This is a genomic window from Novosphingobium sp. PC22D, from assembly GCF_002556635.1.
In the GTDB taxonomy this organism is placed as follows: Bacteria; Pseudomonadota; Alphaproteobacteria; order Sphingomonadales; family Sphingomonadaceae; genus Novosphingobium.
In genome coordinates this window covers 1-20,443 of record NZ_MWMO01000029.1, presented here as the reverse complement: position 1 = coordinate 20,443, position 20,443 = coordinate 1, and the positions used below count along the sequence as shown (strand labels likewise).

At 65.2% G+C, this 20,443-nt stretch carries 21 protein-coding genes; 3 read left to right on the top strand and 18 right to left on the bottom strand.

Annotation, left to right across the window (positions count from 1 at the left end):
- Positions 1-247: 247 nt before the first annotated feature.
- On the top strand, positions 248-478 hold the full coding sequence (locus B2G71_RS22730; RefSeq protein ID WP_098108944.1) for a hypothetical protein: 231 nt from the start codon (positions 248-250) through the stop codon (positions 476-478).
- On the opposite strand, the gene B2G71_RS22725 is transcribed toward B2G71_RS22730, so the two are convergent.
- From B2G71_RS22725 to B2G71_RS22640, 18 genes are read right to left on the bottom strand one after another with little or no spacing between them, the layout of a single operon-like run.
- Positions 420-3,194 carry a conjugal transfer protein TraG N-terminal domain-containing protein gene (locus tag B2G71_RS22725; protein ID WP_098108943.1) on the bottom strand — a complete coding sequence of 925 codons (2,775 nt, stop codon included), beginning with the start codon at positions 3,192-3,194 and terminating at the stop codon, positions 420-422. The genes B2G71_RS22730 and B2G71_RS22725 overlap by 59 nt on opposite strands.
- A 33-nt stretch (positions 3,195-3,227) precedes the next feature.
- Positions 3,228-4,610 carry a conjugal transfer protein TraH gene (locus B2G71_RS22720; protein ID WP_098108942.1) on the bottom strand — a complete coding sequence of 461 codons (1,383 nt, stop codon included), beginning with the start codon at positions 4,608-4,610 and terminating at the stop codon, positions 3,228-3,230.
- Positions 4,611-4,653: 43 nt separating this feature from the next.
- Positions 4,654-5,511: a conjugal transfer protein TraF gene (locus tag B2G71_RS22715; protein WP_098108941.1), complete on the bottom strand. Its 858-nt coding sequence runs from the start codon at positions 5,509-5,511 to the stop codon at positions 4,654-4,656.
- Positions 5,492-7,204, bottom strand: a complete 1,713-nt coding sequence (locus B2G71_RS22710) for a conjugal transfer protein TraN (protein WP_098108940.1) — start codon at positions 7,202-7,204, stop codon at positions 5,492-5,494. Before B2G71_RS22710 ends, B2G71_RS22715 begins: the two co-directional genes overlap by 20 nt.
- Positions 7,201-7,974 carry a type-F conjugative transfer system pilin assembly protein TrbC gene (gene trbC / locus B2G71_RS22705; RefSeq protein ID WP_098108939.1) on the bottom strand — a complete coding sequence of 258 codons (774 nt, stop codon included), beginning with the start codon at positions 7,972-7,974 and terminating at the stop codon, positions 7,201-7,203. Before trbC ends, B2G71_RS22710 begins: the two co-directional genes overlap by 4 nt.
- Positions 7,971-8,966, bottom strand: a complete 996-nt coding sequence (traU, locus tag B2G71_RS22700) for a conjugal transfer pilus assembly protein TraU (RefSeq protein ID WP_098108938.1) — start codon at positions 8,964-8,966, stop codon at positions 7,971-7,973. The genes trbC and traU overlap by 4 nt, the downstream gene beginning before the upstream one ends.
- 20 nt (positions 8,967-8,986) lie before the next feature.
- Complete coding sequence (traW, locus tag B2G71_RS22695; protein WP_098108954.1) at positions 8,987-9,631, bottom strand: type-F conjugative transfer system protein TraW; 645 nt, start codon at positions 9,629-9,631, stop codon at positions 8,987-8,989.
- A gap of 5 nt (positions 9,632-9,636) precedes the next feature.
- Positions 9,637-10,170: a S26 family signal peptidase gene (locus B2G71_RS22690; protein ID WP_098108937.1), complete on the bottom strand. Its 534-nt coding sequence runs from the start codon at positions 10,168-10,170 to the stop codon at positions 9,637-9,639.
- Positions 10,157-10,552: a TrbI F-type domain-containing protein gene (locus B2G71_RS22685; protein ID WP_240530313.1), complete on the bottom strand. Its 396-nt coding sequence runs from the start codon at positions 10,550-10,552 to the stop codon at positions 10,157-10,159. The genes B2G71_RS22690 and B2G71_RS22685 overlap by 14 nt, the downstream gene beginning before the upstream one ends.
- An 8-nt stretch (positions 10,553-10,560) precedes the next feature.
- The gene (locus B2G71_RS22680; RefSeq protein WP_098108935.1) at positions 10,561-10,953 is read right to left on the bottom strand and encodes a hypothetical protein; all 393 of its coding nucleotides are present in this window, start codon (positions 10,951-10,953) and stop codon (positions 10,561-10,563) included.
- 24 nt (positions 10,954-10,977) lie between these two features.
- The gene (gene traC, locus B2G71_RS22675) at positions 10,978-13,530 is read right to left on the bottom strand and encodes a type IV secretion system protein TraC (protein ID WP_098108934.1); all 2,553 of its coding nucleotides are present in this window, start codon (positions 13,528-13,530) and stop codon (positions 10,978-10,980) included.
- Positions 13,530-14,267, bottom strand: coding sequence for a TraV family lipoprotein (locus B2G71_RS22670; RefSeq protein ID WP_098108933.1), 738 nt, complete (start codon positions 14,265-14,267; stop codon positions 13,530-13,532). The genes traC and B2G71_RS22670 overlap by 1 nt, the downstream gene beginning before the upstream one ends.
- Before the next feature lie 2 nt (positions 14,268-14,269).
- Complete coding sequence (locus tag B2G71_RS22665; RefSeq protein ID WP_206049490.1) at positions 14,270-15,130, bottom strand: DsbC family protein; 861 nt, start codon at positions 15,128-15,130, stop codon at positions 14,270-14,272.
- Positions 15,127-16,461 (bottom strand): TrbI/VirB10 family protein, encoded by a 1,335-nt coding sequence (locus B2G71_RS22660; protein WP_098108932.1) that lies wholly within the window; start codon positions 16,459-16,461, stop codon positions 15,127-15,129. The genes B2G71_RS22665 and B2G71_RS22660 overlap by 4 nt, the downstream gene beginning before the upstream one ends.
- On the bottom strand, positions 16,454-17,194 hold the full coding sequence (locus tag B2G71_RS22655) for a type-F conjugative transfer system secretin TraK (RefSeq protein WP_098108931.1): 741 nt from the start codon (positions 17,192-17,194) through the stop codon (positions 16,454-16,456). The genes B2G71_RS22660 and B2G71_RS22655 overlap by 8 nt, the downstream gene beginning before the upstream one ends.
- Before the next feature lie 3 nt (positions 17,195-17,197).
- Positions 17,198-17,767, bottom strand: a complete 570-nt coding sequence (locus B2G71_RS22650; protein WP_098108930.1) for a type IV conjugative transfer system protein TraE — start codon at positions 17,765-17,767, stop codon at positions 17,198-17,200.
- A 17-nt stretch (positions 17,768-17,784) separates the two neighbouring features.
- The gene (gene traL / locus B2G71_RS22645; RefSeq protein ID WP_098108929.1) at positions 17,785-18,072 is read right to left on the bottom strand and encodes a type IV conjugative transfer system protein TraL; all 288 of its coding nucleotides are present in this window, start codon (positions 18,070-18,072) and stop codon (positions 17,785-17,787) included.
- Between the two features lie 32 nt (positions 18,073-18,104).
- The gene (locus B2G71_RS22640; protein ID WP_098108928.1) at positions 18,105-18,419 is read right to left on the bottom strand and encodes a TrbC/VirB2 family protein; all 315 of its coding nucleotides are present in this window, start codon (positions 18,417-18,419) and stop codon (positions 18,105-18,107) included.
- A gap of 343 nt (positions 18,420-18,762) precedes the next feature.
- Here B2G71_RS22640 and B2G71_RS22635 point away from each other — a divergent pair, with 343 nt between their 5' ends.
- Both B2G71_RS22635 and B2G71_RS22630 read left to right on the top strand, forming a co-directional pair.
- A complete protein-coding gene (locus B2G71_RS22635) occupies positions 18,763-19,233 on the top strand; it encodes a transcriptional regulator (RefSeq protein WP_098108927.1) in 471 nt (156 codons plus the stop codon).
- Between the two features lie 35 nt (positions 19,234-19,268).
- Positions 19,269-19,508, top strand: coding sequence for an AlpA family transcriptional regulator (locus B2G71_RS22630; protein ID WP_098108926.1), 240 nt, complete (start codon positions 19,269-19,271; stop codon positions 19,506-19,508).
- Positions 19,509-20,443 lie beyond the last annotated feature (935 nt).

Below are 20,443 nucleotides of genomic sequence, written 5' to 3'. Positions count from 1 at the left end.
GTCAGCTTTTGAGCGATCACGCCCGGCAAACGAATGACTGAGATTGGGGCGCGTTGCCGACAATGTCATCTATCAATGGGAACGGCAGCTTTTCGTCCTTGGCGTTTCCCAAGCCGCCGTTCCGGAGTGTCCGCAACCTAGGTCATGAGAGGTGAAGGGGCGCTCGGACGATAATGTTGCCTTGGAGCCTTCCTTATTTCCTCGCGCAACGCATCCGTTTCCTGTATGTTCTGCCGGAGTAACGAACATGAATGCGCTGATGACCGACTTCGACATCAACAAGGCAACTGAGGTCCCGCCCCAGCGGTGGGAAGGCTTCGCTGAAATCGATCAGGCGATCCGCGAGGACCGCCTGATGCAATACCGCCTGCGCAAATCGTGGGCCGATCCCTGGGGCCGCAAGCTGACGATCTTTTGCGTCACTGTGATTTTCCTCGGCTTCGCCTTCCTCGCGGGCGCGCAGGCTGGCCTTTGGTAACCGGTTCGTCCGGACCATCCCATTCCTTTACCTGATCTGCGATATCGGCACTTGCCCCCCGAGCGCTGCCGGTCACGCGCTGCAATTCTGCCTGTGTCCGCTCAATCCCTTGTGCTCCCGAAGTGCGAGCTGCTTCGACTTCATTGCGAATACCGCTTAAATCCACTTCAGGCGCCGAGTAGGCGCCGCTGCTCCCGACGTTGACGCCGCTTCTGACACCGGCTTCACCAGTGATGTCAGGCCGACTGATGGCTGGATCTGAGGAGAGCACGAGCTTGTCCTCAATCTGAGCCTTGAGGTCATCGGCATAGTTGGCGACGAACTTGCCCTGAAGCGCTTGCCCTTTTGCGCTGAGCTGGAAATCGATGTCGTCGAACCGGACCGGCCCATAGTAATCCCGATTGCGTTCGATCTCGGCGAGACCCCACTCACGATATGCCTGGGAGAGGTTCAGCGAGCCGGCGGCGCTTCTGCCTTCGAACAGGGAGGCCTGCGTCTCCAGCCGGTTGGCGATTTCCTCGGCTCGACGGGCTTCGCGCGTGTAACTCTCGGCTTCGGTAAGCGAGGTCGATAGTCCGTTGACCGCGCTGGAGAGCGATCCGCTGGTTGTCGAACTGATGGTGCGCACAAAGCCATCGCGTGTGCTCGACCAGTTCCGGCTGTCGGACTGCTGCTGGAGACTGCCCAGAATTCGCCCGCGTTCTTCGGAGGCAATACCGATGTCACTATCTGTCCAGGTGCGATTTCCACCGCCCTTTAGACCTGCGCTCGCGGAGGCAACCCCATTGGTTACGCCAGCGCTGACACCTGCTTCGCCACCTACGAACCAGGCCGTCGTGATATCATCGGCCGCGCGCCGCGACAGTCCGAACTGGCGCTGCAGCGAACGGGAAACCTGATCCACTTCGCTGAATGCGGTCTGGATGCTGTCCGAACTCGACTGCCCGGTGGTGTTTTCGAAGGCACTGCCGCGGTTGACCTGATCGCGCAGTTCGTTGAAGCGCGTGACAGCGTTCGACGTTGATTGCGCGGCAATGTTGGAGATGGTCTCGCTGTTCGAGCGCGCTTCGGAGGCGAGCGTCGAGAGCCGCGAGGTAAATTCCTGGCCAAGGCTCGGCGCGAACGGATAGCTTGAATTCGGGACCTGGTCGAAGCTCGCCCCGGCAAAGCCGGTTTCGACCGAGCCGCTCTCGCTCACCGTACGGGTCTGGCCCGCGCCATAGGCAAAGCTCGGCGCGATCGTGCCTTGCGCGAACTGGCGGGTCAGCATCGTCGAATTGTCGAGACTGGTGTTGCCGAGCGCGACATTTCCGGTGCTCGCTTCGCGTGCGGCTTCCTCTGCCGCGTTCTGACTGGGATTGAGGTAGCTGGTCGCCTGGCTCGAGATCGCGAGCGCGCCGCGCGCGACCCCGCCGGCAAGGAACGGCACCGAGGCGATAAGGTAACCCGCGAGCACCCCTATGTCGGAATTCACATCGGCCATGCCGGTGAAGGTTGCGAGCGTCAGGCCGTTGCCGGCCGCGGCTGCGCTCACATCGGCCGCGCCCTTGGCCATGAGCATCATGTGGAGAATGACGAAAAGCGGACCCCATGCGGCCAGATAGAAGAAACCCGTCATGTAGCCCTTCAGCGCTGCCGGTCCTGTCCGGGGCAGGAGGAACAGCGGGAACAGCACCGGGAAGAGCGCGTAGAAGAGCACGGTGAGGACGATGTTGAGCAGCGGCACCCATTTCATCGCGTTGCTCGCGATCGAGGCGTAGGTGCGCTCGGTCTGGATGTCGGCGCGGGTCTGCGCGTAGACATCGACCGCGCCTGTGCCGCTCGCGCCGGCCATCGCGTGCATCGCCTGGCTCATCGCGTTGATCGTCAGCGTCTGCTTGAGGATATCGGACGCGCTTGCCGAGACTCCGGCGAGATACTGGTAGGCAACCGGCAGGTCCGCCATGAGCTTGGCTTTGGCAAGTGCCTCGGTCCGATTGGGATAGAGCTGGCGCCCGAACAGCGTGCCCATCTCGTCGATGAGCGAGGTCCACTGGGTGCTGAGTGCGGTGTAGGCCTCGCGGCAGGTGACGATCCCGGACGTGACTGTGCCCGACGGATCGCGCGTCAGGAAGCGCTGCGCACGTGCCTGGCTACCCGGTGCGATCGTTGCCCAGATATCGCTCGCCTCGGCCAGATCCTTCATCGAATAGCGGCCAAGCAGCACGTCGTAGAACACGCATTGACGGAAATGCTCGTCGAGATTTGCGGCAAATTCGGGGTCGGAGATCCGCAGGCTTCTGGTCGCATCGTAGAGCCGCGCGCCGTAGATCATGCCGTTGGTTGAGTAATTGAGATCGCCCGGCAGGCCGAACACGACCTCGGCCGAGCCGGTAAGATAATCACCGACTTGGCTGGTGAAGCTCGCCATGAGCGCAAGGCCCAATGGGACATTGTCGACCTCGGCCGGCGCAAGACCGGGATTGAGCCGGTCTGTAAGATGCACGTCGAGACGCGGAACCATGAGGCAGGAATAGATGAGCGTTGCGCCAAGGAACCAGTTGATCCACGCGCGCCAGTCCTGGTTGAACGCGAGCGTCAGCGCCGAAAGTCCGAGCCCCATGACGAGGACAACCTGTAGCAGGCTCTTGTAGCCCCCGTTCCCGGTCCAGGCGGCGACCGCGTTGAAGACATTGACGAGGTAGTCGCCGCCCCCGACCGTGAAGATCTCGACCATCTGGCCTGTGCTCCTTCGTTTCGTCGGGGAGGATCAGTGCGTGAGCGCGCGCGTCGTCACCGCCCGCGACCAGTCAAGCGAGGCGGACATGCCCGGCGACATCGAGGTCGCGAGCACGTTCTCGATGAACTGGGTCTTCTCGATGATCTGCATGATCGCGCTCACCCGCAGGTGCGTGTTGGCCTGCCGGTCCGCCAGCGCCTGCTTCACAGCGTTCACCTGGCCTTGCCACATCGCGATCTTGGCTTCGTCGGCGCCGATGAAGCTCGACATCGACCGGCCCGCTTCGCCCACGATCCGGTCGAGCAGCGCGAAGAGCAGGTCGACGCTAGCGATCTCGGCGAGCGTCTCGCGATCGTCGGTCGGCATGCCGCGGCCATAGGCGGCCTGGACGGTCAGGATCTTGTAAAGCGGGATCGAGGAGACCTGGAGCAGTTCCTTCTGGCCCTCGGTGATCGGCGTATCGTCATGGATCGCCTGGATCATGCCGTCGATCAGCTCGGCGACGCGCGGGCGCAGCGCCTTCGATGGCGACAGGCTGAGCGGCTGGAAGCCGGGATCGAGGCACTTGTCGGGCTCGTCGCAGTCGAAGATGAGCACGCGCTCGGCGACGGTGCCGTCGAGCAGCGAGGTGACGATCGTCGAGGAGGCCTCGCCCGCGATCGGAACAAACTTGCCGGGATCATCATCCCTTGGCGGAATGTAGATGATCGTGCCGATCAGCGTCATTGCGTATTCGGCCAGTTCCTCGTCGAACGTGCCGCCGGGCGAGAAGAACGCGCTCTTCTTGAGGATCGTCCAGGTGTAGTTTCTCGGCACACCCGGATTGACGTCGTCGTATTTGCCTGCGCCCTTCGCGGTGGTGCTCGCGCGCTCACCTTTCGTGCCGCAACCGTGCTTGGCCGCGGCATAGTCGGTGAAGATGCCTTCGGAATTGCCGATCGCCTCGCAGATCGCCTTGTCGGCAAGGTCGCCCTTGGGCCAGATCCCGCCCACCAGCCCCTGCGCCATTTCGCAGGAGTTGATGCTGAGGTTGTTCATGAGCTGCGCCTTTTGCGAGAATTCCTGCATGATCTTCGAGCATTCGGGGCAGACGGTGTCGATCGCGAGGCTGAAGGCAAAGCCGACCGCATTGTTGGCGACCGCCTTCAGCATCGCGACGATCTCGCTCGCGTTGATGAAACTGAACGAGCCGGCAAAGATGTCGATGCCGCCGCAGCCCGCCCGCGCGCGTGGCAGCTGGAGATTGGCGAGGTTGGTCGTCTTCTGCGGGAAACGCGTCCAGACGTTGCCCAGGCTGTAGTAGCCCGCCGACTGGCCCTGGTAGGCGCTCGGCCCGGTGACATTGGCCGCTCCGCCCACGTCATCGAGAAACGCGTCCATCGACGAGCCGACATCTGCAAGCGCCGGGCTCATCGGCAGGGCAAGCGCGGCAAGCGCGGCGAGCGCGTGCGGGAACCTAAAAGTCACGGCCGGCGTCCTTCGATGTGAGGAGATAGATGCGGTCCTGAAGCTCGTCGGCCGACATGACGCCGTAGCCGATCGGCAGTGCGCGCGAGGTCGCCGCGTCCCAGAGCACGACCGCGGGGGTGACCCTGGGTTCGAGCCCCATGCGGCTGCGCTGGTTGGTCTCGACCGAATAGCTTGGGAATTGCTCGCTCGGTCCGCCGTCGGTCGAGACCGCGCGCACGGTGATGTGCCAGGTCGCCGCGACGCTCTTCACGATGGGGCTCATCACCTGGCAGGCACCGCAGCTCTGCGCGAAGAAATAGAAAAGCCCGTAACGCTCGGACAGGTGCGCCATCGTCGCATCGCGCTCGGCGCTCCTCGCATCCTGCCACTGGCGCTTGCCGAGCGTCGAGACCGGCCGTTGCAGCGTGTAGTCGAGATCGGGATCTTGCCAGATCGCGCGTTGCCACACGTCGGAGAACAGCGAGGCGCGGTCGAGCTGTTCGCGCTGGAAGCGGATGTAGGCGGTGACATTGGCGGGCGTCGGCTCGAGGATCGCGCGCGCCTTCAGTTCGCGCAGTTCGCCGGTCACGGCCTCGAGCCGTTCGGCCGCGGTTTGCTCCGGCGTGGCCTCGGTGACCGATGTGTTTTCGGGCGGCGCCGGCTTGCCGCAGTAGAACCAGTACCCGAGCTGCCGCTCCTCGCAGTAGAAGGCGTCCGATCCGTCGTCCGTCTCGACGAAGGGCGCATCCCCGGCTCGCGCCGGGGATGCCGACCAAGGCAAGGCCAGGGTGAGCGAAAGGGCGAGCGATAGGCCAAGCGTTGCGCGCCTTGCGGCGCGCGCGCGATCACGTGCCGGCACGGGCATAGTAATCCTCGATCTTCTGCTGGATCTGGGTTGCGGCCTCCAGTTCGTCGGGAAGCCGGGCGGCGTCGGTGAACTCGGCATAGACTTCGGAAAAGTCCATCCGGCTCAGATCAAGCTGCGCGAATTCCTCGACGGTAAAGCCCGCGCACTGCTCGCGCTTGGGCTTTGCCCAGGGCTTGCCGAGCTGCGCGCGGCCCTGCTCCTGGATGATCCGGGTGAGCTTCGATTCAAAGCAGCAGTAAACCTTCTTCTTGGTGACGCAGACGCCGAGGATCTTGTCCGAGCAGTAAGTCCCCACATACGCACACAGGCCCTGCGCATCGCGCTGGTGGAGCAGGATCTCCTCGCGGTTGCAGCCCAATGCCACGAGCAGACTGATCCCCGGGATCAGCGGGAAACCCTTGCCCTTGCAGCAGTTGATCACGCCAAAGACCTTGGAATGGCAGGTCTCGCGCTCGCCCTTGAACAGGGTAAGCGTATCCTCATCAAACTCGCGGTTCGCCTGCGCGAGCGAATGCAGCGCGGTGACCGCATCCTTGAACTCGGTATTCGCCTGGCGTTCGATCGTCTCGCAGCTGCCGTCGATGCAGTAGACATCACCGTCGCAGATGTACTGGTCGACCGGCTTGAGCTCTTCGGGGAGCGGGCACTCGTAGACGCGCTCGAAGGTGCGGCAGGGCTCTTCCTCGGTGATGCACTGCTCGGAAACCTGGTGGCAGTCCTCGCGAGCCGCCAAGGGGCCGCAGTCGTTCGCGGGCTTGTAGCGATAGCAGGTGTAGTCCCGCGTCCAGGCCCAGCAGGGCTGGGTCACCGCAACGCCATCGATGAGCCGGGTCTCCGGCGCGCTGTCGCTGCAGGTCTCGACGGGATCGAGGCACATTGTGTTGGCGGCAAGGTCGGTGCACGCGCTTTCGTCGCGGTGTGTCGTCACCGTGTGACGGGGAATGGCCATCTCGGCGGTCCATCCCGGGATCTGCTGCGAGCACGTGTATTCGTGGACCGGATCGCCGGGTTCGGAGCACCACTGCGTCCCATCGGGATTGGCGGACCATTGCAGGCAAGCACCGGGATGCGAGCCGGTGCGTGCGCAGGTGCCCGAGGGCAGCCCTGCGCAATCGGGATATTCGTCCGAGCCGAAGGGCGAGCAGTAATAGAGGAAGTCGGTTTGCGTCTCGACCTCGACCCCGAGCGGGATCGTGCAGCTGCGCGGTTCGCTTTCGAGCTCGTAGCCGGTGTTGCAGGTGGCCTGGTATGTGCCTGGCGAAGCGCTGCCCGGCGGCAGGGGAACACAGCGTCCTTCGGTTCCGGTCACGCTCATCCCGCTGGTGTAAGCGAGTGGATCCTCGCTGATCGTTTCCGATCGCGCGATCACCGCATCGAGCTCGTCCGCCTCGAAGCGTGCGCGCCGGTCCATCGAATCGCGCATGGCGCGGTAGGCCTCGTTACCGCTCGCAGCGCTCGCAGCTTCGCGGCTCATGCGGTCGGGATCGCCCCAATAGTCCGATTGCACGGGATCGCCGGTGTAGTGGGGAAGCCGGTTATCGTCGGGATCGGTGGTCGCCGCCGCGCGCGCGGCCGCCGCGGCTTCGCGGGCGAAGGCCTTGCCGTCGGCTCTGGCCGCATCGGTGCTCGACTGGGCGAGCGCGGGGCCCGCGAGTAGCAAGGCGAGGACCGCAAGCACGCGCCGCGTCATGGCCGGGCTCCTTCGAGGCGATCGAGGTGCTGGGCGGCAAGCCGTGCCCCCGGACCACCGCCGCGCGCGAACGTCTCGAGCGCATAGTGCGCGGTGACGTTGCCACTCATCCGGTCATGTGGCGGCGCGGCTGCCTGGCAGTCGAACCCGTCGCAGAGGTCAAAGTCGGTCGCGGTGACGACGTAAGTCGGTACGGCTTCGATATGGAACGCGCGGAAGAGGCGCGGATCGATGCCGACGCCGTCCATTGTCGAGCCCGGTTCGGCGACTTTCGCAAGCGCGGTGACGAAGGCCCTGGCGCTTCCTTGCGGGAAGCCGCGAAAGACTACGACCCCGCCCGCGCGGGTGACGTCGCCGATCATGGCTTTCAGCGAAGCGGCGGGCATCGCGGTGCTGGCAAAGGCGATGAAGCGCGGCGCTTGGCCAAGGTCGGCGCGGGCGGCCTCGCCGGCGTGGGCCACCATGGCATCGAAATCGATTGGCGCGTCGTTGTCTGGCTCCTGCGCGCCGCGCGCCTCGCTGGCATAGCGCCTGCCGTGCTCGAGCCCGGCGTCCCGCGTTGTTGTGGCTTCGCTGCGAACGGCTTCGGCGCGGGCGCGCGCTTCATGAGCCAACGCCTCGGCATCGGCTGCTGCTTCGGCGGCGCGCGCGCGGATCGCCGCGAGGTCGAGGTCGGTGCTGCCTTCGGGCAGAGCGATCTGCGCGCCCGCGGCGGCGGCAAGACCGGCGCATGCAGCGGCCGCGAGCAGGAGGGGGATGAGCGGTCTCATAGCGCGCAGCAATTGCGCTTGCGCCACACGAGGTAGCCCATGTCCTCGCCGATCGCGGGATAGATCTGGCCGGCGGATAGGAAGGTCGTCGAGGCGCCGATGGGCGCACACGCGTAACGCCCGCTCGTCTGCGGATTGGGGTTGGTCGCCTGGAAGCGGTATTGCTGCTTGCGCATCAGCGGCATCAGGTATTTGCCGCAGAGCCCTTTCGAACCCATCGTTCCCCAGGCGACCAGTTCGCGGTGGAGCTTGTAGGCAAAGCGCGCGAGCGCGAGGCGCGAGGCCTGGACGTGACCGATCGTTGCTGAGACATTGCCGTTCAGCGGATACATTGAGCCCTGGCACCCCGCACACCAGAAGAGCTTGTCCGAAGGCAGGTGCGCGGTCGCGGCAATGCAATCGGCGGCGCACGCGGCGAGCGCGAGCGGATTGGCGAAGAGCACGGCCTCGGGGTTGAGGATCGCGGTCAGTTCGCTGTCCTGCCAGAGCGGATCGATCTCGGTGATGTAGAGGATGTCGACCGAGCCTGATTCCAGGCACAGGAAGTCGGTGACGATCTCCATCCAGTAGATGAGCGGGTAGGCATACCAGTGGATGTGCCACTGCGAATTGTACTGGCTCGCGCCGCCCACCGCCGAGGGCCCCGCGATCGTCTTGAAACCGATGTCGAAGCCCGGGTCGAGCTTCATCCCGCCAAGGTTGACGAAGCACCAGGGCTTCATCGAGACATCGGCGAGCCGCACCGGCTCCCAGAATCCCATGGCGATGCCCGGACGCAGCCCGCACAGGCACACCGGCAGGCTCGGATTGCCGGGATCGGGGCGCGAGCCCGGCCAGATCCTGAGCGCACCGATCGAGATCGGGAAAAGGCACGACCAGCACACGTCGGTGATCGGATTGACGAACTTGCCGGTGCACAGGCCCGGGCCCGCAGAGGCGCGTGCGGGCGCCGCGCCGGCAAGACCGGCGACCAGCAGCAGCGCGGCCAGCATTGTGCGCAAGGGAAAGCGTCTCACAAGCTCTTCCCCTTTGCCCGGGGAAAAGGGATTTCGCTCACCGTCAGCACGCGCCCCTGCTGCTCGATCACGGCGGGAACCGCCCGGATGCCGAAGCGGCTGACGAGCTTGCCGCCCTGGTCGAAGTAGAAGCGGTGTTGCCGCTCCTTCATCAGTTCGAGCGGCGCGCCCTTGACGAGGATGATCTTGGCGGCTGCCGGCTTGTTTCGCGCCGTTGCCCAGGCCAGCTGCTCGGGATCGTCGCCATCGATAAAGACGAGCGGATGGCGCAGCGGCACGGTGTCGAGCGGATTGACGCGGGTTCCGGCCGCGAGGATCAGCCGGCCCTTGTCGTCAGCCACGTTCTCGGACACCGTGATCGTGGGATCGAAGCTCCACTTGCGCGGTGCCTCGGCGCGCGTGAGCCCTGCCACCGGGATCGGCCGGTTGACCCTCGCGATCGTGCGTCGCTTCAGCTGCGCGTTGAGCCGTGCGGTTTCGCCGGTCTTTTCCAGCTGCACGAGCTTCCCGTGGATCTGGGCAAGGAGATCGGTCTCGGCGACGGACCAGACTTCGCCCTGGCGGCCGTAGTCGCGCGCCGGGGCCGGGGAGGGCAGCGCCGCCAGAACGACGATCGCGCCGAGTACGAGGGCAGGAGAGATATAGGTCACAGGATCGACCTCCCGACGCCGATCAGGCGGTCGCGGCAGATCCACCCGATCGCGGCGTAGCGGCTGTCAAACCCCTCGGGATGATCGGTCGCGACGAAGTAGCAGCCCGCCGGGATGCGACCGGTCGGACCCGCCCTCAGCGGTTCGCCGCGCCGGGTCCGCGGCTTGGCAACGGCGACCAGATGGCCATTGACGAAGAACCGGTTTCCTTGCCGTGTCACCAGATCGCCCGGCATTCCGTAGACGCGCTTGCCGAAGGGCGCGGGATCCTTCCCGAAATGCGCTTCGAGGAGCGCCGAGCGCGGCGGATCGAACAGGACGATCTCGCCGCGGCGCGGCACAGGGCCGCGCTCGAGCCAGATCGCCCAGTGCGGCAGCGAGGGGCTGGCATTGACGAGCAGCGCGTGACCTTTCGCGAAGGCCGAGAGCTGGCCAAGGGCAAGCGCCCCGGCGCCGATCGTGGCGGCAAGCGCAAGGCGCGGCCAGACCGGGCGTAGCCTTGCGGGGGAAGACGGTTCAGCGGCGCACATCGGTTAATGCTCCCAGGCGCCGCGCCACGTCGCGGCGCACGGTCTCGGTCACGTCCTCGGCGCTCCCGGCTACGACCGCTTCGGCGACGAGCACGGTGCGACCGTCCTGGCCAAGCGCGTCCACCGAGGCATCGAGCGCGGCCAGATAGGCCTGCGTCGCGCGTTTGGTCTCGTCGGCGGGGCGTCCGGCGCGCGCTTCGGCCGTCACGAAATCGCCCATGATCTGCGAAAGCCGGACCGTCACGACCTCGCGTTTTGTCAGCGCGATCACCTGCCGCGTCGTCCAGGCAGCCCACGTGCCGGCCGCGATGAGCGCGAGGGCAACGCCCCAGATCGTCAGACGGACGCCGAAGACCTGGCGGCACAGGGCAGGCGTTGCCATGATGTTCCTCATGCCTCGTGTCCCCAAGCCAGCCCGGTCTCGAGTTCGGCCAGAAAACGCGGCAGCCGCCAGATCATGACGAGACTGGAGATCCCGAACAGGCCGAGGACTACGCCCTGCGCGAAGTCGGCGCGCGCTCCTGCCGATGCCGCGCCATAGTGCCCGGCAAGGCTGGCGATCTGGCCGAACATGATCTCGAGATTACCGCCCGAAGCGACGAGGAAGACGAGCAGCGGAAAGCCGAGCGTCACCATGTAGGCCGAGGCAAGAAAGCCGGCGGCCTTGAGGAGAATATAGGCAAGGTCCGCGCTTCGGCGGCGCCAGGCGCGCATGTCGAGCAGCGGTTCGTCGGGTGCCTCGTCGGCGATGCGGTCGAGCGGCGTGACAAGGTGGAGTGACATGGGGAAACGGGCCTCCTTGCTGGATCAGGTGTCAGTCGTGTGGGGAAAGGCGATGCGTTCGATCGCATCGGCAAGCTGGTGTCCGCGCGCGATCTCGGCGTCGATCGCTGCGAATGTCTCGGGCGAGCTCGAAAACAGCGTCGCCGAGTAGTCGTCGAGCACGAGCCGACCGATCGCCTCGACCTCCGGGCCCTTGATGAAGACTTCCGAATAGGCCGTGCCCGAGCGCTTCAGCGAACGGATCAGCGTTTCGGTGCGGTCGTCCATGTCGAGCCGCTCGGCGCGGCGAAAATCGGCGATCGTCTCGGGCTTCTGCTGGAGGATCAGCATCCAGTCGCTGTTTTCGAGCGCGGCGGTCGCGCCGTCCGACTTGTAGTAGTCGTTCAATGACTGGGTCGCGGTCGCAAGCGCGCCGCCGTACTTGCGGCAGGTGCGCGCGTAGGTCTCGACGAACTCGCCCATCGAGCCGCCCTTCAGCATCGACCACGCCTCGTCGATGAGGAGAAGCTTGCGCGTCGAGCGCGGACTGCGCGTCATCGCCTGGCTGGTCATGAACATGATCGCTGAAAGGACGACGCTTTTGAGCTCCTCGCGCGTTGCAAGGTCGGACATTTCAAAGACAGTGAAGTCCGCGGTCAGATCGAGGCTTGCCTGGCCCTCAAAGAAAGCGCCGTAGGTCCCGCCACGCGCGAAAGGCGAAAGCGAGGTTGCAAGGTCCTTGGCCGAACCACTGTCGAGCTCGCGCAACGCGGCTGCCACATCGGTGACGGTGGCCTGGCTTGCCCGGGCGTCCCAGACCGCGTTCACCGCCTGGTCGATCAGCCCACGCTCGGTGTCGGACAGCCGCGCGGTGTGGCGCGCCATCTGCCCGACGATCGCCTTCACCATCGCGAAGCAGTCGAGCCGGTAATCCTCGTCCTCGACAGCGCGCGGCGCATCGATCATCGAGAAGGGATTGAGGCAGAACCCGGCAGCAAAGGTGAACTCGACAAAACGACCGCCCTGGAGCTTGACCGAATGCTCGAAGCTGCGGCCGTCGTCGATGACGACGACCTGCGCGCCCGCACCTCGCAATGCCGCGCACATCTCCTGGAGCAGGACGGACTTGCCCGAGCCCGACTTGCCGCAGATCGCGACATTGTGATTACCCGCATCGTTCTCGAAGGGCGACCAGAAGAAGGGCTGGCCGCGCCGGCCGACAAAGAGGAGGTGCGGCAAGCGCCCGCCGAGGTACTCGCCCTGCATCGGCGCGATGTTCGCTGCGGTCGTCGAAAGTAGGGTGCGAAGGCGCTTCAGCCGCTCCATGTCGGCAGCCAGTCCGTCCGCCAGCGTCATCGGCATCGCGGCGAGGAGTCCCTGGATCTGGAGGTAGCGCTCGTCGGCAAGGTCCCAGCCCGCCGCCTTGTAGATCGATTTGACCGCACGCTCGTGCCGGTCGCCCTGGCCTGCCGGCGAATAGGTCGTGACGCCGTAGAAGACGCGCACGAGCCGGCGGCCTTCCTGCAGCTCGGCTTGGACATGCTGCCATTCGGCCGACTGCTCGGCGATCCTTGGCAGGAAACGCGCGCTTTTCGTGCCGGCAAGGCTCGTCGTACGCATGAACTTGAAGCCGGCCCTGGCCGAAGCGGCTTCCTGATCGGGATAGACAAGGCAGAGCATGGTCGCGGCAGGACAGGGGAAGCGCAGCTTGTCGGTGAAGAGATCGCCGATCAGCCGCGCGCATTCCCACGGCGCCCAGCGCGGCGGCATGGCGCGCACCGCGAAATGGCGCACATCGAAGCTGTCGGGATAGACCGCGCCGAACTCGGGAACGCCGTCCTCGATCGTGCCGGTCGCACGGAACCGCTCGGTCGCAAGCTGAAGCCGGTCCTCGTGAACCACGAGCTCTATATCGCGGCGGATCGCCTGCGAAGCGATCGGATCCATTGCATTGTAGGGAACGTGATCGTCCTGCGGCGCGGTCGTGGGCGAGGTGAGGTCGTCGATCAGGGCGATGAGCGCGGCGGGCTCAACCTCGCCGACGCCGAGGTTGAGCGACTTCAGCATGGCGATGAGCCCTTCGCGGGTCTGCACCAGCTCGGCATCGGCCAACTCAGGCGAGGCGGGTACGCTCACCGAGACCACGACCTGGTGGTGGCGAGTATGGAAGGGCGCATTCTCCTCGCCCGATTGCCACACCAGCGAATAGAGCCGGCTCGTACGGTGACGGGCGATGGCCTCGTAGACCCCGCCCTGCAGGTAGCGGGGCGCAAACCAGGGCGAGACGATCCGTGAAATGCGCGGGGACGCGAAATGCAGGATCTGCAGGCAGGCGCCGGGCGGCAGACCTTCGGAAAAGAACTGTCCGAGGATTTCGCCGGTGCGCTCGTCGGCGCCGATGAGCGGCGTGACCGCGAGTACGAAGCCTTTCGAGCGCGCGTTGTGGTAGATCCGGCTTGCCGGATCGTAGACCCTATAGGGAAGCCAGTCCGAGAGCATGTCGAGCGTCATTGCCGGTCGCGGGTTTTCAGCCGAGTCCGCATCGCCGGCGAGACCTGCCAGCACGCGCTTGCACAGCGTTCCGATCGAGAGCGCCATCAGCCAGGCTCCTCGGTAATGTCGGAGGCTGTTCCTGCACTCCGAGCCCGCGCGTTCTCGATGGCTTCGGCAGTGGGATAGGCGGGCGGCGTGGTCGCGCGCTCTGCCCCATGATCGAGGCCAGATCCGAGACTTCCAACGTCGGTTGGTCCGACAAGGGGCCGAGGGGTTCGATCATGCGGGGGTGACGACATGTCGAACCCCTCGACCGCCGGTGCCGAGGCACCGGCCACCGCCTCGCGCACCGTGGAGGGGAGGACCAGCGGCGAGGCAATCGAGAAGGGCGGAGTTGGCAGGAATTGGGTGTCGGGCTCATCGGCAGGCTCATCACGGCGCGCTTGCCGCAGCGTCTGCGCAACCGACGACGCACGAATATCTTCTTCGCGGTGCAGCTCGGCGGCCCAGCGCGCGGGCTCGATGACGGTCCAGGCGACCGCTTCGTCATGCAGCGTGCCGCTGGCATCGACGTGCGCGGGGAAGACTACACGCAAGACGCGCTCGCCGGTCCGGGCGAGGTCGCCGGGTGCGACTCCGGCGCGGCGGCGTGCGCCCACAAGCGCATTGTCTTCGCCCGCGCCGATTTCCCGCGCGGCGTTTTCGTCGATCACGCGGGTCGGCGCGCAGTCGCCCCTCGGCGCGCGGCAGGTGAAATCGCCGCGCATGTTGCCTCCAAGGCCAACACAGCCAGTAAGCGCGGCCAGAAGCGCGCAGGCGGGAAGGGCGAACGTCCGGGACATGATCACTTCTCCTTGTCGGGCCTGGCAGTGAGGAAGGCGCGCAGCTCGGCTGCGGGGCGGAAGCCTTCGAGGACCGCGCCGTCCGACGGGCGCACCACGACCGGCGTTCCTGAAAAGCCATGGCGCTTCGCGAAGGCCTCGTTGGCATCGAGACCGCTAGTATCGCACGGGCCGGGATTGACGAGCGCGACATCGCTGTAGGCAAGGCGCAACGCCGTATCGGGATGGCTCGCGCAGACGACCTGCTCGGAAATCCGCCGGCTTTCGGCGCCGAAGATCGAGATCGGCCGCTCCTCGACGCGTGCGCCGATCGCTTCGAGCTCCTTTTCGAGCTTGCGGCAATAGCCGCACTTGAAATCGGAGAAGACCACCGCCTTGGGGCCGTCCTTCGGGCCCCAGAGCACCGCGCCATTGGCCGGAAGGCCCGACAGATCGACCCTGGCAGGCGCCGACTTGCGGGCAGGCTGCGCTTCGTCCGATACCGTGCGCCGGGCGCCGCCCGCGGCCAGGAGATCGGGATTGAGCGCGAGGAGTTTCGCCGCGGTGAGGTCCTGGCGGCTTTCCATGTCGTAGATCCGGCCGATGACGAGATAGCGCGCCGCGCGATCGACATAGAACAGTGTCGTCTTTGAGGTGACCTCGCACAGACCGTCGAGATCCTCGCAGTCGATCGCATCGATCGGCGTTTTGGGAAGCCGCAGCTTGAGCGCGGCTTTGACCTGCTCGATCGCGGGGAGGGGCGATGCCGGGGCAGCGAGCCCGGCAACCGCCCACCCGGTGGCAGCAGACAGGGTAAGGACAGCGGCAAGCGCGGCGGCCGGGCGCGCCTGCTTGCGCGCGCGCTGGATCAGGGGAGATGTCACTTGGCGGTCCTCACGTAGACGCCGTCGAGAAAGACGATCTCGACATCGATGCCGGTCGGCATCTCGACGACGGGTTGATATTGTTCGGCGCGTTCGATGAGATATTTGCTGACCGTCTCGGCGGTGTCGGCCGCGCCCTGTCCCAGCCCGCCGCCGAGGATATCGCCGCCCGAGAGCTTCGAGCGCGTGCCATCGGCATTGGACGTGATCCCGGAAAAGACGCTGTTGGCATTGGCGGCAAAGCCGCGGCCGAACCCGCCGACGATGCCTGCGAGAAGCGCCTGGCTGACGAGCGAGCCCTCGCGGCTGACGACACGGCCGCGCACGCCCGACTTTCCGGCAAACGAGATGAAGCCCTTTACCTCGGAGACCGCGACGCGCCCGCCGGGCTGGTCGCACGTCATGCGCGCGAGCTTCACGTAGACCTTCTCCGAAGAGAGGTCGCCGCGCGCTGCGCCATTGACCACGCAGCCCGTAATCCGGGTGGTGAGCACCTTGCCATTCTGGACGACCGAGCGGGCAGGGCCGGTGATCCGCAGCACCACGGGCAGCGGATCGGTCTGGCTCGCAACACCCGCCGAAGCATCGACCCCGACGATCACGCGCGCCGGTGCATAAGAGTTGGGCGGCAGGTATTCCGGCGAATCTTCGACCACCAACGGCGGCACTTCGGGGCGTTGCGCGCGGATGCCTGCGGCACCCGCCTTGTCTGACGCGAAATTGAGCAGCTTGACCTCGCCGGGGCCGGGAAGCGCGTCGCTGCTTTCACTCGGACCGGTCGATCCCGCCTTTCCGGAACCGCGCGGCGGATGGCCGCGCGCATCGTAGCCACCGGCTTGCGGGCCGTAGGCAGGTGGCGGCGGCGTCGGGGCAGGGGGCGCTGCCGCTTGTGCCGCAAGCTGCGACTTCAGTTCGGCGTTCTCTGCCGAGATCGCATCGATCGCCGCCTGGCCGTCGCTGCGCATCGCGGCATTCTCGGCCTTGAGCGCCGCCAGCTGATCCTCGACTTCCTTGCGCGGCAGCGCGGCTTCGCGCAGCGCCTTCTGCTCTCGCGCCACCGCATCGAGACGATTGCCGTAGATCGTCACGAATTCGCGGTCGGCGAGGTCGCGGTTAACAAGCCCGGCGGTATCGATCGTCTGCGCGCCGGTGTCCTTCTCGCTTGAGGCATCCTCGCCGCCGAGGACGAACCAGCCCGCTCCGAGCACGAGGACGGCTCCGATCGACCCGAACAGCATTTTCTGGCGTTTCGCCGTCCGGGCATTGAGCGAGGCGAGATCGCGGGCCGGATCTGTGCGCTGCGGGCGATTGGGGGTCTGTGCCTCAGTCATGGCGCGCCGCTCCCGTCTCGCCCACGATGTAGGCGGTGGTGACTTCGCCGGGTGCGAGCTCGGGGGTCGTGATCGCGGCGGCCAGCGTGCCTCTCGGCGCAATGTCACGCTCTTTGAGCAAGACCGGCTTGCCCGAACGATTGGCGAGGCGAATGACCTTGCCGGCAAGGTCGGCGCCCGAGTATTCGGCGATCAGCCGCACCTCGATACCCTCGACGCGGCGCGGGGCGTCCGATGCCTGGCGCAGCGTGTAGCCGGGCACGCTTTCCTGGTTCGCCATCGCCCGGATCAGCCGCACGGCGATCTCCTCGCGCGGGGCCGCATTCTCGAAATCGGCGGCTTCGTTCGCGGCGATTGCAGGATTGGAGATGAAGACTTGGGCGGCCGGGATCGCCTCGATCCGGCAGCCGAACTTGTAGACGAACCTCTTCTTCGTGGTCGCGAAGAAGCTGATCGAGCGTGCTGCGAAAGTCTCGGGCACCGAAACATAGATATCGCCGCGCACCGGTTCGTTGGTTACTGCAAAATCGTTGTAAGGATAGCCCGTCGAGATCTTCGAGACGCTGGCGAACATGTCTCCGACAAGCGCGAAACGCGTGAGTTCGCGCGCCGAGACCGCGCAATCGATGCCGGCACCGTCGGCGGCCTGCTTGAACTGGTCGGCTTTGGCCGCCGGCGCAGCGAGCAGCGCTGCGGCAATCGCTGACACATGGATGAGCAATGCGGATCGCATCGACTAGCCCTCCTTGTTCGTGTCGTTGACCTGGACCTGCTCGAAACCCGAGAGCGCGAGCGAGAGGCCCCGGTAGGTCCAGTGGAAGCTGAAGCGGCGTTCGTCGCTGCCGATGACCTGTGCGCCCACGAAGGTCTTGAGCGTTCCGGTGACTTCGGAAGTGAGCGTTTCGGGATCGACACGCATCGCCTTGATGACGAAGGCCTGGGTCACGTCCGAGCCGCGCTGCGTCTCGACGATCGCAAGCAGGTCTGCCTTGAGGCGTCCGCGCGCGGCAGGGTCGGCGATCTCGAGGATCTGGCTCATCCAGTATTCGAGCCCCTCGGGACTGCGGTTGAGCAGCATCAGCGCGGTGTCGCGCGTGACGAGTTCGAGATAGTCGGCTCCGACTCCGGCGCTCGAGATCGTGAGTGGACGGGTGACCGTCGGAAGCAGAACGACCTCGCGGCTGCGGGTGACCGCAAAACCGGACGCGACGGCGAGCGCGATCGCAAGACCTGCGCTTGCCAGAGCGAAAGTATTGCGCTGGCGCAGCAGGACCTGCTGCCGCTCATGCGAGAGCACGAAATCCATGAGCTCGGTACTTCCTTTCAGCCGGCCAGCAGCCGGCAGTGGGAAGGCGGGGTCGACTTCAGCGAAGTGAACCCGGCAGGCAGATACCAGTAGGCGGCACGGAGGACCCAGGCGCTCGAACGCCCTGCCTTCGCCTTTCGCAGCGCGAACCAGGCGCCGAAGGCCAATGCGATGCCCACGAAGATATGCTGCGCGAGGATTCCCCAGGTGAAGGGTACGATCATCCCGGCAAACTCGTCGATCGTCCAAAGCCCGATGAGCTCGGGATCGTCGAGCCGGCGCGGTATGACGATCCTGTCCGCCATGGGAGCTGTCCCCGCCTTCCCGTGCCGATCGCTCAGATGACCGCGGTCACCACCGAAGTGACGATCGGCACGCCCGTGCCCACGCCGATGCCGACGCCGACCGGAACTGCCACCTGTCCGATTGAGAAGCGCCCGGAAGCCAGGCCAATGAGCCCGCCTGCAAGGCTGAGCACCGTGATGATCTTGCCGCCCGAGCCTTCGAGGAAATCCGTGAACTTGGTGAGTGCCGGGTCGAAGGTGGCGTCGGCGCCGGCGTAGGCGGCGCTTGCCGCGAGCGCGGCCACGATGGCGGGCAGGGCGAGGCTCGTCGCCTGGCCAAACCGGCGGGTTAGGGTGGGTGCTTTCATGTGTATGGCTCCGCGTGAAGATCGATGTTGCAGCGAGTTCTTGTTCGCTGTTTGATCTTCTTGGGCGCAAATCCAGAATATGAAAATAGGAACAACGGATGATCGGCTTTCTATGGACGAAGGCGGACGTTGCTTGCGATCCTGACAAATGCGCCGGGGAAAATTAGGCCAGATATCGAAGCATTATCGGCCATATATGCGACCTTCCGCGGATGCCATGGCCGCTCCATGAATGATTCGGGCGCTCGATACACATAAAAATGTTCTTTTAATGTTCTTTCCTACTTCCTGTAGAAGATCGGGCGGCGTATAGATCGAGTCGCCAGATGAAAGGCGTAATGGGATGGACATGGACATGCCTGCAATCACTGCGCCGGGAGCGAACGGGCGGCTCGCAAAGCTGCTTGCGCTGGCGGTCGATCGCTCTCGCCGATCGCGCCGCGAGATCGCGCGCGAGGTCGACATGAACAAAGCCACGTTCCTGAAGGCGCTGCGCGGTGAGCGTCCGATCAGTCTGGATGAAGCAGGGCAGATCCTGGCCGCGAGCGACGCGCCGACGCGTCTTCCGATCGTGCTAGCCCTGCTCGACGAGAATGACGATCTCGCCGAGCGTTGGCTGGGCGACGATGCCGGGACATTTCTTGAGCACTTGATCGTTTCGCTGCCACGGTCGCTGGAGGACGCGATCGGCGTTCGATCCGATGAACTCAATCCGCGTTGGGCGCTCGGGACCTCGCGGCTCGTCGCCAAGGTTCTGGCCAAGCACATCGAGGAGGTCGCAGCGAAGGATCCGTATCAGGTCTTTGTCAAATAGCGAATTGCGGGCCGGTAAACTTCTGAGGAGTGCGCATGCAAGATAGGACAGAAGAAAGTGTATCGGCCACGCCGACGTCCAGCAGTGATCGCCCGACGCGGATGCTGCGTCTCCCGGAGGTCATGCATCGCGTCGGTATCAGACGGTCGACGATTTACAAACGCATGAGTGAGGGTTCCTTCCCGACGCCCAAACACCTCGGGCCGCGCTGCGTGGCGTGGCTCGAGACCGATATCGATGAGTGGATCGACGGAGTGTCAATTCGAGGAACCTAGGTGAAGGGCAGTATCTACCATGACGGTCGCATCCTTGGCGCGATATCGTCGAAACGCTCGGACACCGTCGCCGATTCTCGCCAGCACGGCAGCTTGCCGTGGATCGGAGCTTTGGCTGCGGACATCCGGCGAAACGTTATCCTGGCGCGGCCTTCGCCCGATACTCGCGGAAGGGATGAAGCAGATCGTCTGCATCGAGCGCCGGTTGCGCTGCGCGGGGAGCGGAGTTTTAGGTGAGGGCTGGCGCTCGGAGGCAAGTGGCCGGCCAAAAAGCGCCGCGGGAGCGGGGGTCGCGCTCCCGCGGCGTTAGAGATCGCTGATGTCGTCGACACTTCCAGGCCGGCAAACGGACCAAGGTGCGAAGCTCGTTGCAGTCACGACATCGACACTTTCGCGGTCATCCAGCGTGTTGGCCATATCTTAGGCTTGCAACCATCTCGGCTCATCCCGCAAATGGGCCGGTTCAGCGGGCATTGGGTTGGGTTCGGTCCGATCGCGGCAACGGGCAAGGGATGGGACCAACCTAGATCATAACGAGGTGGGATATTCTTGGTATGTCGGACAAATCGCCGAGCCAAACCCGCAAGCTGCTGGTGACTGAGAGACCCTGTGCGCTCCCGCTTGCTGCGCACGGGAAAGGCCGACGAAAGACCCCCTCTCGTCCTCGATCTCCGTGCCCAGCCGAGCGCTTGCCCGAGCGCGCCAAGATATACCCTGGCAAAGGCCGTCGCGGCGAGCAAGACAGCCATGCTTGAGGGCCTTTGCGACCCGTTCATCGATTGCGAGGCTTGGGGTCGTGATTGTCTTCGATGCGACCCGTACGTTACCAGACAGTGTGCCGAACGCACGGATTTGTCCGACAACGTCCTAGGTCGGGAAGCAGCGGCGGAAAACGGCCAGAAGGTCTCGTTGCGCCGATCACGATCAGCGCTGAT

Bases quoted from the DNA above. Each gene is read 5' to 3' on its own strand.
- B2G71_RS22710 (WP_098108940.1), bottom strand. From the start codon at position 7,204: ATGACGCGGCGCGTGCTTGCGGTCCTCGCCTTGCTACTCGCGGGCCCC.
- B2G71_RS22650 (WP_098108930.1), bottom strand. From the start codon at position 17,767: ATGGATTTCGTGCTCTCGCATGAGCGGCAGCAGGTCCTGCTGCGCCAG.
- B2G71_RS22685 (WP_240530313.1), bottom strand. From the start codon at position 10,552: ATGGCAACGCCTGCCCTGTGCCGCCAGGTCTTCGGCGTCCGTCTGACG.
- traL (WP_098108929.1), bottom strand. From the start codon at position 18,072: ATGGCGGACAGGATCGTCATACCGCGCCGGCTCGACGATCCCGAGCTC.
- trbC (WP_098108939.1), bottom strand. From the start codon at position 7,974: ATGAGACCGCTCATCCCCCTCCTGCTCGCGGCCGCTGCATGCGCCGGT.
- B2G71_RS22730 (WP_098108944.1), top strand. From the start codon at position 248: ATGAATGCGCTGATGACCGACTTCGACATCAACAAGGCAACTGAGGTC.
- B2G71_RS22655 (WP_098108931.1), bottom strand. From the start codon at position 17,194: ATGCGATCCGCATTGCTCATCCATGTGTCAGCGATTGCCGCAGCGCTG.
- B2G71_RS22635 (WP_098108927.1), top strand. From the start codon at position 18,763: ATGGACATGGACATGCCTGCAATCACTGCGCCGGGAGCGAACGGGCGG.
- traU (WP_098108938.1), bottom strand. From the start codon at position 8,966: ATGCTGGCCGCGCTGCTGCTGGTCGCCGGTCTTGCCGGCGCGGCGCCC.
- B2G71_RS22725 (WP_098108943.1), bottom strand. From the start codon at position 3,194: ATGGTCGAGATCTTCACGGTCGGGGGCGGCGACTACCTCGTCAATGTC.
- B2G71_RS22680 (WP_098108935.1), bottom strand. From the start codon at position 10,953: ATGTCACTCCACCTTGTCACGCCGCTCGACCGCATCGCCGACGAGGCA.
- B2G71_RS22715 (WP_098108941.1), bottom strand. From the start codon at position 5,511: ATGCCCGTGCCGGCACGTGATCGCGCGCGCGCCGCAAGGCGCGCAACG.
- B2G71_RS22720 (WP_098108942.1), bottom strand. From the start codon at position 4,610: ATGAGCCCGGCGCTTGCAGATGTCGGCTCGTCGATGGACGCGTTTCTC.
- B2G71_RS22670 (WP_098108933.1), bottom strand. From the start codon at position 14,267: ATGTCCCGGACGTTCGCCCTTCCCGCCTGCGCGCTTCTGGCCGCGCTT.
- B2G71_RS22690 (WP_098108937.1), bottom strand. From the start codon at position 10,170: ATGTGCGCCGCTGAACCGTCTTCCCCCGCAAGGCTACGCCCGGTCTGG.
- traC (WP_098108934.1), bottom strand. From the start codon at position 13,530: ATGGCGCTCTCGATCGGAACGCTGTGCAAGCGCGTGCTGGCAGGTCTC.
- B2G71_RS22640 (WP_098108928.1), bottom strand. From the start codon at position 18,419: ATGAAAGCACCCACCCTAACCCGCCGGTTTGGCCAGGCGACGAGCCTC.
- B2G71_RS22660 (WP_098108932.1), bottom strand. From the start codon at position 16,461: ATGACTGAGGCACAGACCCCCAATCGCCCGCAGCGCACAGATCCGGCC.
- B2G71_RS22630 (WP_098108926.1), top strand. From the start codon at position 19,269: ATGCAAGATAGGACAGAAGAAAGTGTATCGGCCACGCCGACGTCCAGC.